The sequence below is a fragment of the Marinactinospora endophytica genome (assembly GCF_054780875.1).
Genome location: NZ_BAAGVM010000005.1, coordinates 55,235 through 67,720, shown reverse-complemented (window position 1 = coordinate 67,720; position 12,486 = coordinate 55,235). Strand labels below are relative to the sequence as shown.

The window sequence follows — 12,486 nt, the reverse complement described above, 5'->3', positions numbered from 1 at the left end:
TGCTGCGGCCGGCGGCGGATCACACCCGGGCCGGGGCCACCGCCTCCCGGTAGCGGGCCACGACGGCGGCGGCCACGCCACTGTCGGGGCACAGCGGCCCGGCGACCAGGTCGGCTCCGGCACCGGCCAGGCGCTGATGGAACAGGCCGGGGGCGAGGAGCCAGGAGGCGATCGCCACACGCCGGTGCCCCTCGGCCCGCAGGGCCGCGACGGTCTGCGCGACGGTCGGCGTCCCGGTGGCGATGTAGCCGGTGCGCACGGGGCTCCCCAGCGTCTCGGCCAGCCGCCCGGCCGCGTCGGCCACCTCGGCCAGCGCGCCGGGGTCGGACGATCCCGCGGCGGCCAGCACCACCGCGTCGGGGGCGCGCCATCCGGCCTCGCGCAGCCGCCGCGCGGCCGCGGCCACCAGCCGCGGGTCACCGCCCAGCGCGCCGGTGATCCGCGCGTCGAAGCGTCCGACCCGGGCGAGTTGGCCGGGGATGTCGACCCGCACGTGGTAGCCGGCGGCCAGGAAGGCGGGGACGACGACGATCGGCCCGCTGATCGTCGCGGCGACGTCGCCCACGTCCGGATCCCGCACGTCGGCGAAGGCCAGCCGCACCGGGACGCCGGCGCGTTCCCGGACACCTCGGGCCAGGGCCCTGGTGACGTCGAGGCCGTCCGGATCACGGGTACCGTGCACGGCGAGCAGCAGGGTGGGGCGCACAAGGCCCTCCTCACGTTCCTGGCCGGTCCGGGCCCCGCGGCGCGAACCGGTGACGGGGGCGGTCAGCACGCGCCCGGGTCCAGCGCCAGCCGGTAACCGCGCTTGACCACGGTCTGGATGATGCGGGGATCGCCCAGGGCCGAACGCAACCGGGCCACCGCGGTCTCCACCGCGTGCGCGTCGGCGTCGCCGCCCAGCGAGGCGAGCAGGTCGGCGCGGTCGCGGACCTCGCCGGGACGGCGGGCCAGTTCGCGCAGCACCCGCATCGGCGCGGGCGAGACCGGCCGTAGCTCCTCGTCGACCAACACCGCGTGTCCGCGCAAGCGCACCAGGTGGCCGGCCACGGGCAGGGACGGGGAGGCGTCGGGGAGCTCGTCCGCGAGCCGTTTGACCAGCGCGCCGATACGGGCCCGCGCCGGCCACACGGTGGGGATCCCCCGGATCATCAGCGGGCGCGCGGTGACCGGGCCGACGCACATGGCCAGCACCTCACCCCGCAACGCGCCGACCAGCCGCTCCTCGGTGCCGTTGGCCCGGGACCGTTGCAGTAGCCCCGCAGCGGCCGGGGCGCTGGTGAACGTCACGGCGTCGACCTGGCCGGTGAGGACGGCGTCGATGAGCCGGTCCAACGGCGCGACGTCGTCGGGCGTGGTCCAACGGTAGACGGGCACCTCGACGACGTCCGCGCCGGCCAGACGCAGCGTGGCGCAGAAGTCGGGCAGAGGCTCGCCGTGGAGCTGCACCGCGATGCGCAGGCCCGCCACACCGGTGGCGAGCAGGTGGTCCAGCACCTCGGCGGAGGACTCCGAGGGGGGCGACCACTCCTCGGTGAGGCCGGCCGCGCGGATCGCCCCCTTGGCCTTGGGACCGCGTGCCAGCAGCCGCGAGCCGCGCATCCCCGCCAGCAGCGGTTCGGCCAGTCCCCACGTCTCGCACGCCTCCACCCAGCCGCGAAAGCCGATACCGGTGGTCGCCACGACGACGTCGGGGGGCCGGTGGGCGAGTTCGCGCGAGACGTCCATCAGCCGCCGGTCGTCGCTGAGCGGGACGATGCGCAGGGCCGGCGCGCACACCACCTCGGCGCCCTTGCGTCGCAGCAGCGCGCTCAACTCCTCGGCGCGACGCGCGGCGGTCACCGCCACGGTGTACCCCGACAGCGGTTCGACGCCGGCGGTCCCCGCCTCGGGCACGGGGGCCGCCGGCGTGGAGGCCGGGGCGCGGCTCATGCCGTCCCGCCGCTGGGCCGGACGGTGACCTCGACGACCCCGTCGCGCTCGCGGACGGTGTGGACGGCCTGGCGCACCGATGGATCATCCAGGCACACCCCGGTGCGCAGCGAGAACACCTGCTTGAGCATGGGCGAGGCCACGGTCGGCTCTCCATCGCGGTCGCCGACGATCCCGCGCGCCATCACCGCGGCGTGGCTGAAGGGGTCGATGTTGTCGATGGCGTACAGCGCGCCGTCGAACGTGCGGAACAGCGCGACCTGGCCGCCGTCGGGCAGGAGGATGGCCACGCCGCGTTCGGGGGTGAGCCGGTCGGCGGGACAGGCGGGGATCCAGGTGAGACCGGAGTCCAGGGCCAAAACGGTCATCTGTCACACCTCCGCGTGCGGGCGCCGGACGGGCATGCCCAGCGTGACGGGTCCTGCGGGAACGGGCTGCTCCCGCTCGGTTTCGAACGCGATCGTCGGGTCGGGGACGTCGGGGGCGTTGGCGAAGGAGACGAACCGGGCCAGCTTGTCGGGGTCGTCGAGGACCCCGCGCCATTCGTCGGCGTATCCGGTGACGTGGCGCGCCATGGCGGCCTCCAGGTCCGCGGCGATGCCCAGCGCGTCGTCGACGACGACGGCGCGCAGGTGGTCCAGTCCTCCGTCCATGGCCTCGATCCAGGCCGCGGTGCGCTGCAACCGGTCGGCGGTGCGCACGTAGAACATCAGGAACCGGTCGATGTAGCGGATGAGGGTGTCGTGGTCGACGTCGGAGACGAGCAGGTCGGCGTGGCGGGGCCGGAAGCCGCCGTTGCCGCCGACGTAGAGGTTCCACCCCTTCTCGGTCGCGATGACGCCGATGTCCTTGCCGCGCGCCTCGGCGCATTCGCGCGCGCACCCCGACACCCCGGCCTTGATCTTGTGCGGGGCGCGCAGCCCCCGGTAGCGCAGCTCCAGCTCGATCGCCAGCCCGACGGAGTCCTGCACCCCGTAGCGGCACCACGTGGAGCCGACACACGACTTCACCGTGCGCAGGGACTTGCCGTAGGCGTGCCCCGACTCGAATCCGGCGTCGACCAGGCGCCGCCAGATCGCCGGGAGCTGTTCGACCCGGGCCCCGAGCAGGTCGATGCGCTGACCGCCGGTGATCTTGGTGTAGAGCCCGAAGTCGCGGGCGACCTCCCCGATGACGATGAGCTTGTCGGGGGTGATCTCCCCGCCGGGGATGCGCGGCACCACCGAGTAGGTGCCGTTGCGCTGGATGTTGGCGAGGAAGTGGTCGTTGGTGTCCTGGAGGGCCGCCTGCTCGCCGTCGAGGATGTGGCCGCCGTTGAGGGAGGCCAGGATCGAGGCGACCGCCGGTTTGCAGACGTCGCAGCCCCGGCCGCGGCCATAGCGGGCGATCAGCTCGGAGAAGGTGACGACACCGGTCGCGGTGACGATCTCGACCAACTCGGCGCGGGACTGCTCGAAGTGCTCGCACAGGGCCCGCGACTGTTCCACCCCGGCCTCGGCCAGCAGCGTCTTGAGCATGGGGACGCAGCTGCCGCAGCTGGTGCCGGCCCCGGTGCAGCCCTTCAGCGCGGCCACGTCGCAGGCCCCGTCGTGGATGGCGGTGACCAGGGCGCCCTTGGTGACGGCGTTGCAGGAGCAGACCTGGGCGTCGTCGGGGAGCGCGCCCACCCCGATCCCCCCGCCCTCGCGCCCCGGGGCGATGAGGTCGAGCGGGTCACCGGGCAGTTCGCGTCCCACGAGGGGGCGCAACCCCGCGTAGGCGGTGGCGTCGCCGACGAGGACGCCGCCCAGCAGCGTGCGGGCGTCGTCGGAGACCACGAGCTTGGCGTAACGGCGGCCGGGCGCGTCGTTGAGCACGACCTCCAGCGCGCCCGGCGTCCGGCCGTGGGCGTCGCCGAAGCTCGCGACGTCGACGCCCAGCAGCTTGAGCTTGGTGGAGGTGTCGGCGCCGGTGAACGCGGCGGTGCCGCCGAGCAGGCGGTCGGCGACGACCTCGGCCATCGCGTTGCCGGGAGCGATCAGACCGTAGACGGTCCCACCGGCCTGGGCGCACTCGCCGACCGCGTAGATCGCCTCGTCGAGGGTGCGGCACGCCTCGTCGACGACGACGCCGCCGCGCGGGCCGACCTCCAGGCCGGCGGCGCGGGCCAGCTCGTCGCGCGGCCGGATCCCCACGGCGAACACCACGATGTCGGCGACGAGTTCACGCTCGCCCAACCTGACCCGGGCGACCCGGCCGTCGGCGCCGGCCTCGACCGCCTCGACCCCGACACCGGTGTGCACGGTGACCCCCGTCTCGGCGATCAGGCCACCCAGCAGGGCGCCGCCTCCTTCGTCGATCTGGGCGGGCATCAACCAGGGGGCCAGCTCGACGACGTGGGCCCGCACGCCGAGCAGGCGCAGCGCGTTGGCCGCCTCCAGCCCCAGCAGGCCGCCGCCGATGACGACACCGGTACGGGCGTCTCGCGCGGAGGCGGTGATCGCGTCGAGGTCGTCCAGGGTCCGGTAGACGTGGCAACCGGGCAGGTCGTGGCCGGGGACCGGTGGTACGAACGCCGAGGAGCCCGTGGCCAGGACGAGCGCGTCGTAGCCGACCACGGCGCCGGTGCGGGTGGTGACGGTCCGTCCGGCCCGGTCGATGGCCGTGGCGGGTTCGCCGAGCCTCAGGTCCACACCTCCCCGGCGGACCAGGTCGGGCAGGCGCAGGTCCTCCTCGCAGGCGCCGTCGAAGTACGACGACAGGGCCACCCGGTCGTAGGCGGGACGGGACTCCTCGGCCAGCACGGTGATGTGCCAGGTGCCGTCGGTGTCCCGGTCGCGCACCGCCTCGACGAGACGGTGGCCGACCATGCCGTTTCCGATGACGACGAGTTGTCTCATAGCCGGATGGTTCTCCTAGCGGTGCTCGACTCGGGGGCCGCGACGCCGCGTCCCGAACAGGTTTCGGTGGGTCCAGGGAAGCGGGTCGGTGTTTCACCGCCGTCAGCCTTCCGTGACGGCCACGTTTCGTTGTCCTGTCACCGCAGTTGAGGGGGGTGTGATCCGGCGGGGCCGGAGACAACGGTGGTCCCGCGCCGGCGACGGGGGTCCCGCCTCGGGGGTGGAGCCGTGCGCGACCGGCACGCCCCGGCCGCGCCGCCCGGCCGGCCTCGACGTCTTCGCACCGGCCGCCTCCATCGCTACGATCCCGGCATGTCACATGATCGGCCGGTGGCCGACGAACCCGAGATCGTGGTTTCCGGGCGCGGCTTCACCGCGCGTTTCGACGGGGAGCGGTTGCGGCTCGTCCGGGGGCGGAACACGTGGACCGTGCCGGTGCGCGCGATGCGTCTCGTCACCGTGGACGCGGACACGACGGTGCGGATCGGACTGAGCGGGGACGGCCGCGCCGCCCGGCACGGTCTCGGCGCCGAGATCGTGCTCTCGTGCCGCAGCGCCAACGCGGCCGCCGCCTTCGCCGGCAGCCTCCAGCGGGCCCTGCGCGCGCGGGGGACCGTCGCCGACGGGCACGCGCCGGTGGAGGTGGAGACCCGGGAGCGCGCCACGGATCCGCGGCACCGCCGCCGAGCGCGCGTCGCCGGCGCGGTGGCCGTCTACGTCGCCCTGCTCGTGGCCCTGGGCGCCTTCAGCGGCGATCCGGGCACAGCGTGGCTGGTCCTGGGGCCGATCTCCTGGACGGGGCCGGCGGGCGTGGGCCTGGTGTGGTTCTGCTGGGTCTGGCTGGTCCGCGACCTTGTGGTGCTGCGCCGCCGCGGTGTCACCGTCGCCGGCCACTGTGACCGGGTGACCAGGGCTTTTGGCGGCAACGTGCTGTACACCCCCGTGCTGAGCTATCGGACGGTCGAGGGCCGCTCCCTGAGCCAGGTGCGGTCGCGTGGTTTCGCCTCCGCGTCCATGTGGCTGGAGGGCTCTGGTCCGGTCGACGTCACCTACGATCCGCTCGACCCGGCCCGGGCCTCCATCCCGCTGTCCCGGACCCATCTCGGCTGGACGGTCTTCATGGTGGTCCTCGGCGTGGTCCTGATCCTGGTGTGGGTCATCGGCGTCACCTTCGTCCTCCTGGCGTGAGGGGAGACGGGCGGTGACACGGAAGGTCCGAGGCGGGGCGGCCCTTCCACGCCCCTAGGGAGCGAACCTCGAAACGTCCCGGTGGCCGGGCGTCGCGGTGCGCTCGGCCTCGGCCCGGCCGCACCCCCGACGGGGGTCCCCCTGGGGGAGCGGCCGCGAGCGCGCGGCCTGCGTACATCCTTCCTCGACCCCCCGGGCAGAATAGGACACATGGGGGGCGATCAGACGGGCGGCGGCCCGCTTCCGCCGGTGGACGCGCACCTACTGTCGGTGTTGTTCACCGAGCTGGGGGCCGGGGTCTACGTCGTCGACGCCGCGGGGAGGATCATCGCCTGCAATCCGTGGGCGGAACGTCACCTGGGCTACCCCCCTGGCGCGCTGCTGGGAAAGGACGCCCACCGCCTCCTCAACCCCCCTCCCGGGGGTGACCACGGGCTGCCGGAACAGCGGCCGATCCTGGAGGAGCTCGCCGACGGCCACGGCGTCAGCGGCGACCGCGCCGTGCTGTTGCGCTCCGACGGCACCGCGTCGCCCGTGTGGTGGACGGCCACGCCGCTGCCCTCGGGCGAGGGAGCCGTGGTGCTCTTCCACGACGACGCCGCACGGCGGGACTGGGAGGAGCAACGCGCGCACCGCTACGCCCACAGCGAGGCGCTGCGGGAGCGGGCCGAGTCCAACCTGGCCGAGACCAGCTGGCTCGGCGAGCTGACCGTGGCCTTGAGCAGCACCCTGGACGCCGAGGAGGGGCTGCGCAGGCTGGTCCGGTTGCTGGTCCCCCGGATCGCCGACGCCGCGCTGGTCGACCTCGCTGCGAGCGCGGGCCAGCTGCACCGCGTGGCCTGGGCCCACCGCGCCCCGGACCGGGTGCCCGCCAGCGCCTTGGAGGACGATCTGCCGCGGCACGGGCCGGTCTCCAAGGCCGTCGTGGCGCAGGTGCTGGCCGGAGGACCCACCCGCCATCTGACCGCCCCCTTCGTCCCCCCACCGGACGCCGACGCGCTGGAGCGGGCCACCGCCGCGATGCTGACCGGGCTGGGCGCGGACCAGGCACTGGTCGTCCCGCTGAGGACGCGCCTGGCGACGCTCGGGACGCTGACGTTGACCCGCGCCCCCGGGGAGCGCCCCTTCGACGAGGCCGACCTCTCCCTGGCCGAGGAGATCGCCCGCCGCGCCACGCTCGGCCTGGACAACGCCCGCCTGCACGCGGGGCAGGCCGACATCGCCGCCACCCTGCAACGCGCGCTGCTCACCGACCTGCCCGCCCATCCGGGTCTGGAGCTGAGCGCGCACTACCGGCCCGCCAGCCACGCCGCCGAGGTCGGCGGCGACTGGTATGACGCCTTCCCCCTGCCCGGCGGCGACCTGGCCCTGATCATCGGGGACGTCACGGGACACGACATCCAGGCGGCCTCGCGCATGAGCGAACTGCGCAGCATGTTGCGGGCCCTGGCCGTCGACCGCCCCCACGACGATCCCGGCACCATCCTGAGACGCTTGGACCGCGCCCAGGACCATCTTGCGCTGGCGGACTCGGCCACCGCCGTCTTCGCCCGGTTGCGGCCCGCCGCCGAGGGGGCCTGGCGGCTGTCGTGGTCGGTGGCCGGGCATCCACCGCCCCTGCTGGTCTCCGGCAACGGCCGTGCCCGCCACCTCTCCGGCGGGCACGCCCCGCTCCTCGGCGCGCTGCCCGAGGCTCCTCGGCCCACCGCCGAGATGGTGCTGGCGCCCGGCTCGACCCTCCTGCTCTACACCGACGGGCTGGTGGAGTCGCGCGTCCAGGACCTCGACACCGGGATGACCCGCCTGCGCGGGTACGCCGCCCTCCACCACGAGTGGCCGTTGGACGAGTTGTGCGCCGGACTGGCCGGTGAGCTCGGCGACCCGCGCGACGACATCACCCTCATCGCCGCGCGCATCCCGACCTCCTGAGGAGGTGCGCGGCCGGGTGGCCGGTGTGGGGCGAGCCCGGTCCCGTCGGGCGGGCCTGGTCAGGGGCGGCCGAGTCGATGCCCTTGCCCGGGGTCTCCCCGCGCAGCCGTTCGACCTCCTCCAGCGCCCAGCTCAGCCTGCCCTCGATCTCGGCCCGGCGTTCGGCCTCGCTCCGGCACAGCGCCTCTGTGGTCGCGTCCGCGGCGACCTCCTCCATCGCGGACACGATGCACGGGCCCGTTCAGAATCATCTCGTTCGAGGACCAACTGCCGTTGGCCTACGCCGAGCATGCTTCGGGAGGGCTTGATCATCGACTAGCGCGACGAGGTCAGACGCGTGAGCGTTGTCTTCGGAGAACAGATGTCATGGGCCCTCACACCCATCACGTCCCTGGAATTGGTGAAGCAAGTGAGAGGTGAGATCGCATGACCGCCGAGTGGCACTCGTCTTCCCACAGCAGCGGTAACAACGAGTGCGTGGGGGTCCGCGAGACCCCCGATGTGGTCAGCGTCCGCGATACCCAGAACCGCCGACTGGGTCACATCGACTTCCCAGCCGGAGCTTGGAAGGACTCCCTCACCGCGAGAAGCTGAACCAAGAGGAGTTCTAGCCTCCCTGCCAGTGACCGCCGGTTGGACGGACTGTCACTGCATGGGCGATGGCGTACGTCTTGTGTCTCCGATTGTCCATCCATTGGGCGGGTGGAGACATGCGGCGAAGGCCTACGTAGCGGGAGTCCACGGCCACGGACGTGGTCCGAGCTCGCCCTGAAGGCATCGCAGCCGCAGGAGCGCTTCGTCGTGCATGGCCCGGTTGCCGGGAGCGTGCTGGGCGAAATACAGGCACATCCGCAGTTCGCGGACGTCCCGCAGAAGAGGAAAGCCGGACCACCCGGTGACGTCGTAGCCATAGACCTCCACGAAGCCGTCGTATTCGGCCGGGGCGACCCACCCGAACGACGTCGTTTTGATCGCGGTGGACACCAGATCCCACTCGGGCGGCCCCACCGAGCAGCGTTCCAGGTCCATCAGCAGGCTCGTGCCGTCGGCGAAGCGGGCGACGTTGCCGACCCAGGCGTCTCCGTGCACGAGCCGCTCGTCAAGACCGGCGGGCAACTCTTCCCAGCCCGTTCGCAACTCGGCCAGGCGGCCGGCCAGCCAGCCGCGGTCGGTGGGCGCGAGGCTGGTGGCCGCGGCTATGCGCTCCTCCAACCGGACGAAGGGGTCCAGGCGGCCCACTCCGGACTCGGGAGGCGGCAGGGGGAGGCGGTGCAGGGCACGGACGAGGTGGGCGACGTCGCGAACCGTGCCAGGGGTGTGTGGGGGCAGTCGCCGCCAGAAGGTCACGGCGCGCTCGCCGACCACTACGGGCTGGGCGATGTCCAGGGCCCGCACGGCCGGCACCCCGTGCTCGGCGAGGTAGCGGGCGATGGTGATCTCGCGGGCCGCGGCCTGCTGCTGCCCCGGGCGGGCGATGCGGGCGACGACTTCTCCGGGCAGGCGCACGATGGCGTTCTCGCCGATGCGCACCGCAACGGCCCGGTCGGCATCGGCCCCCAGGCCGGCCCGGGGTAAGGCCGCGGCGAGCACCGCGCGGTGTGCGGCGGGAAGTTCGGGGGCGGTCACGAGTTACCTACCAGGGTGGTGATGCGGCCGGTGAGGTCGTCGGTGACGGGGCCGGGGCGCCGCATGGTGATGGCTCGCAGTTCTCTGAGGTCGTCCTCGGCGCGCCTGGAGCGAACGCGTCCGGCGTCGTCCAAGGCGCGCATGGCCGTCTTGACTGCGAGTTCGGGTTCGCTTCGCATCTGGAGCGAGGCGAGCTTGATCCCCGAGATCGCCCGGGAGCGGGCGTAGGCATCACCGTGGCCCTCGACTGCGCGTTCCAGGCGCGCGAGCGCTTCGCCGGGCGGATACAGTCCGCTGACGGCGAGGTCCCACAGCGCGTGTCCGGTGTCACCATGGTGCTGGGCGGTGTCGTAGTAGCCCATCCAGTCGGGTTCGCGGCCGGTCCGGGGCGCGGCGAAGGCGCGGTCGGCGGCATCGACCGCCGCCAGGGTCAGGTCACGCTCGCCGAGTTTGGCGTAGGCGCGGGCGCGCGCGGTGTGGAGCATGGCCTGCTCTGGAGGGGAGAGCCGGTCGGCGCGGACCAGGCCGAGTTCGGCGTCGGTCAGGCCGTCGTCGGGGCGATTACGCCAGATCGCTTGGCGAGCCCGGTTGGACAGCACCTTGGCGCGCAGGTGCCAGTCGCCGACCTCCTCGGCGGTGCGCAGGGCCCAGGTGAACCTCTGGTGGGCCTCGTCGTGCAGGTAGGCGTCGAAGGCGAGGAACCCGCTGACATTGGCGAGTTGGGCCACAGCGGAGAACGCGTCTTCACGCAGGCCGGCGGGAACGCGGGTGTGCAGTAGGGCGAAGGCCCAGGACAGGTGAGCGGTAACGGCGGCGCGTGCGACGGCGCCTCCGTAGGTGTGGTCCCAGCCGGCGAGTACGCGGGCGACGTCGCGGATGTGGGCGATGTCGGAGGCATGGAGTTCGGCGGGCGGCGGGGATTCGGCGACGGCGATGAGGTGAGCGGTGGCCAGTCCGGTTCCGGCAGCGTGGAGGAAGTCGCGGCGGTGCACACCGTCCAGCATGGCGTCACACTCGTCATAGCCGCCACGGCGGGGGGTGCGGCGATAGGCGTCGAGGAGCGGCCAGGCACGGGCGAGTACGCCGCCGGTGGCGAGGACGGTGTCGAGGTGAACGGCGAGTTCCCGCGAGCAACCACGGTCACCCTTTTCGATCTTGGCAATGGTGTCGGGATGCGTATGGACGTGCCCGGAAAGGTCTTTGTGTGAGAGTTTCCGCAGTTCGCGCCAATGGCGTAATTCCGCGCCGAACCAATGGGCCGGGCTTTTCTCGGGTGTGAGAGGCCGCGGGGGGCGGGGCAACACACTCACCTCCAGAACGGGTTTCAGACATTACGAGTTGTCTGCATCACTCTCTCGATTTCTCCGGGGGTGCGCCACCACATTGGGAGAGGCGCACGCACCGCATCGAGGTGGCGCGCCGTCGAAGAACCGAACGAGCCCCGACGACAGGGAGTTGACTGATGGCCAGCACGATCGTTCCCAGCGCCTTCGCACCGGCGGAGCCGGACAGTGACGACTTCGACCTGAACGTGCGGCGGTTCTTCGAGCGCTACGGCGTGGGCACGATGGTCCCGCTACGCGAGGTCGTCGCCGACAGCGGCGTCGGTTACCCCGGCGCGCCTACGGCCCCGCGCCGTTCGCGCCTGACCGAGCGCGACGAAGTGGTCATCACCGGGCACACCCTTGCCGCCCTCGACTCTACGTCCCAGCCCCGGCTACCGAGCCTGTTTCGTGGCCGATCGGCCAAGAGCCCGCCGTCCTCGGCAGGGCCAGCGACGCCCTGGACGCCATCGCCTGTCGCAGCCGCACCCCGCTGGTGCGACCCCTGGCCGGCGCGGTGGCGAGGAGCCCTGCGACTGCCCTCACCGTCGCGCCTTCTACCTCTCCGCTCCAATCCGCGCGATCCACCCACTGGATGGAGACAGGTGACCGACCAACTCGCCACAATGACGGCCACCGCTGAGAACGCCATCGACGTGCTTCTCGGCAACTTGCCGCCTCAGGCCGTGGCCGCCGACCGCCGCATCAACTCCCACAGGTGGACACTTGGTCGTGGCTATGAGCAGATCGACACCAACCCGTTCGGTGACAAGCGTGAGGCTTTGGATGCGATGGACTACCTCGCTCCGCTACTTCGGGGATGTGTGCGAATCGCTCACGCCATCGCCCGACACAATGCGGCGTGGGAGCTGTGCGAAGCGCTCGCGAGTTGGTTGGCGCGGCGCCAGGAGCTGGAGAAGTGGGAGAAGACCCATCTCCTGGGCCTTGCTTCGGCGGAGGCCTGGGGACCAAGGCCTCGCAGGCCTACATGCCCGTCGGCCTTGGCCGGTGCCTGATGTGGCAGGAACACCTCGCCGACTCTCGCTTCCTCCACGCCCAGGCGCTGTGGGCGGCCGTCCGGTACGAACTCGTGATCGTGCAGGCCGTGGAAGCGCTGCTCTTGGTACACCTCGAGATGGGCGAGGTCCAAGAAGCCGAGGTGCGCTACCGCGAAGCCCGCGGCGCCTTCGCCCGCCTGGAACGCCAGCAGGGGATCGCGCTGATGGACCGCCACATCGCCGACTGCCGCCGCGAACTCGGCGACATCAACACCGCTGAAGCACTGGGACTCCAGGCGAGGGAGTGGTTCCGCTCCCACGGCGACACCTACCAGGAGGTGCACGCGCTGCGCGGGCTCGCCCTGACCTACCGCAAGGCGCAGCGGTTCCACACCGCGCGCGAAGGGCTCCGCCTGGCCCAGTCCATCGGCGCCACGGGCGACGTGACCGAACTAGGACGCCTCATCGCCGACATGCCAACCGTCCGAGAGGAATAATAGTTCTCCGATCTATTCTCACCTATCTCGTCAGGTCCGTACCCTTCAGCAACCTGGGACGTAGAAAGTCACCACAACCTCTACAGAACCTCGTAGAACCAGAAATGACATAGAT

General features: G+C 72.4%; 12 protein-coding genes. 5 read left to right on the top strand and 7 right to left on the bottom strand.

The features are described from left to right. Positions 1–19: 19 nt before the first annotated feature. From ACYVHU_RS10995 to nirB, 4 genes are all read right to left on the bottom strand, one after another. Positions 20–706, bottom strand: coding sequence for a sirohydrochlorin chelatase (locus tag ACYVHU_RS10995; RefSeq protein ID WP_235000892.1), 687 nt, complete (start codon positions 704–706; stop codon positions 20–22). Between the two features lie 62 nt (positions 707–768). Next, positions 769–1,932, bottom strand: a complete 1,164-nt coding sequence (locus ACYVHU_RS10990) for a uroporphyrinogen-III synthase (RefSeq protein ID WP_078761312.1) — start codon at positions 1,930–1,932, stop codon at positions 769–771. Next, positions 1,929–2,300, bottom strand: a complete 372-nt coding sequence (gene nirD, locus ACYVHU_RS10985) for a nitrite reductase small subunit NirD (protein WP_078761313.1) — start codon at positions 2,298–2,300, stop codon at positions 1,929–1,931. The genes ACYVHU_RS10990 and nirD overlap by 4 nt, the downstream gene beginning before the upstream one ends. 3 nt (positions 2,301–2,303) lie before the next feature. Next, positions 2,304–4,811 (bottom strand): nitrite reductase large subunit NirB family protein, encoded by a 2,508-nt coding sequence (gene nirB / locus ACYVHU_RS10980; RefSeq protein ID WP_498948263.1) that lies wholly within the window; start codon positions 4,809–4,811, stop codon positions 2,304–2,306. A 312-nt stretch (positions 4,812–5,123) separates the two neighbouring features. Between nirB and ACYVHU_RS10975 the strand changes: the two genes are divergently transcribed. Next, the gene (locus tag ACYVHU_RS10975; RefSeq protein ID WP_498948262.1) at positions 5,124–5,999 is read left to right on the top strand and encodes a hypothetical protein; all 876 of its coding nucleotides are present in this window, start codon (positions 5,124–5,126) and stop codon (positions 5,997–5,999) included. A gap of 210 nt (positions 6,000–6,209) precedes the next feature. After that, entirely contained in the window at positions 6,210–7,928 is a 1,719-nt protein-coding gene (locus ACYVHU_RS10970) for a PP2C family protein-serine/threonine phosphatase (RefSeq protein ID WP_498948261.1), read from the top strand. Here the strand turns inward: ACYVHU_RS10970 and ACYVHU_RS10965 are convergent. Continuing rightward, positions 7,900–8,145 (bottom strand): hypothetical protein, encoded by a 246-nt coding sequence (locus ACYVHU_RS10965; protein WP_498948260.1) that lies wholly within the window; start codon positions 8,143–8,145, stop codon positions 7,900–7,902. The two genes, ACYVHU_RS10970 and ACYVHU_RS10965, sit on opposite strands and share 29 nt — an antisense overlap. A gap of 209 nt (positions 8,146–8,354) precedes the next feature. Here ACYVHU_RS10965 and ACYVHU_RS10960 point away from each other — a divergent pair, with 209 nt between their 5' ends. Continuing rightward, positions 8,355–8,522, top strand: a complete 168-nt coding sequence (locus ACYVHU_RS10960) for a DUF397 domain-containing protein (protein WP_498948259.1) — start codon at positions 8,355–8,357, stop codon at positions 8,520–8,522. A gap of 129 nt (positions 8,523–8,651) precedes the next feature. On the opposite strand, the gene ACYVHU_RS10955 is transcribed toward ACYVHU_RS10960, so the two are convergent. Together ACYVHU_RS10955 and ACYVHU_RS10950 are read right to left on the bottom strand one after the other, a co-directional pair. Beyond that, positions 8,652–9,554: a phosphotransferase enzyme family protein gene (locus ACYVHU_RS10955; protein ID WP_498948258.1), complete on the bottom strand. Its 903-nt coding sequence runs from the start codon at positions 9,552–9,554 to the stop codon at positions 8,652–8,654. Further along, positions 9,551–10,858 (bottom strand): NsdA family TPR-like regulatory protein, encoded by a 1,308-nt coding sequence (locus ACYVHU_RS10950; protein ID WP_498948257.1) that lies wholly within the window; start codon positions 10,856–10,858, stop codon positions 9,551–9,553. Before ACYVHU_RS10950 ends, ACYVHU_RS10955 begins: the two co-directional genes overlap by 4 nt. A 158-nt stretch (positions 10,859–11,016) precedes the next feature. Here ACYVHU_RS10950 and ACYVHU_RS10945 point away from each other — a divergent pair, with 158 nt between their 5' ends. Continuing rightward, positions 11,017–11,892: a lantibiotic dehydratase gene (locus ACYVHU_RS10945; protein WP_498948256.1), complete on the top strand. Its 876-nt coding sequence runs from the start codon at positions 11,017–11,019 to the stop codon at positions 11,890–11,892. Beyond that, positions 11,892–12,371 carry a hypothetical protein gene (locus ACYVHU_RS10940; RefSeq protein ID WP_498948255.1) on the top strand — a complete coding sequence of 160 codons (480 nt, stop codon included), beginning with the start codon at positions 11,892–11,894 and terminating at the stop codon, positions 12,369–12,371. The genes ACYVHU_RS10945 and ACYVHU_RS10940 overlap by 1 nt, the downstream gene beginning before the upstream one ends. Positions 12,372–12,486 lie beyond the last annotated feature (115 nt).

Bases quoted from the DNA above. Each gene is read 5' to 3' on its own strand.
- ACYVHU_RS10990 (WP_078761312.1), bottom strand. From the start codon at position 1,932: ATGAGCCGCGCCCCGGCCTCCACGCCGGCGGCCCCCGTGCCCGAGGCG.
- nirD (WP_078761313.1), bottom strand. From the start codon at position 2,300: ATGACCGTTTTGGCCCTGGACTCCGGTCTCACCTGGATCCCCGCCTGT.
- nirB (WP_498948263.1), bottom strand. From the start codon at position 4,811: ATGAGACAACTCGTCGTCATCGGAAACGGCATGGTCGGCCACCGTCTC.
- ACYVHU_RS10975 (WP_498948262.1), top strand. From the start codon at position 5,124: ATGTCACATGATCGGCCGGTGGCCGACGAACCCGAGATCGTGGTTTCC.
- ACYVHU_RS10970 (WP_498948261.1), top strand. From the start codon at position 6,210: ATGGGGGGCGATCAGACGGGCGGCGGCCCGCTTCCGCCGGTGGACGCG.
- ACYVHU_RS10965 (WP_498948260.1), bottom strand. From the start codon at position 8,145: ATGGAGGAGGTCGCCGCGGACGCGACCACAGAGGCGCTGTGCCGGAGC.
- ACYVHU_RS10960 (WP_498948259.1), top strand. From the start codon at position 8,355: ATGACCGCCGAGTGGCACTCGTCTTCCCACAGCAGCGGTAACAACGAG.
- ACYVHU_RS10945 (WP_498948256.1), top strand. From the start codon at position 11,017: ATGGCCAGCACGATCGTTCCCAGCGCCTTCGCACCGGCGGAGCCGGAC.
- ACYVHU_RS10940 (WP_498948255.1), top strand. From the start codon at position 11,892: ATGTGGCAGGAACACCTCGCCGACTCTCGCTTCCTCCACGCCCAGGCG.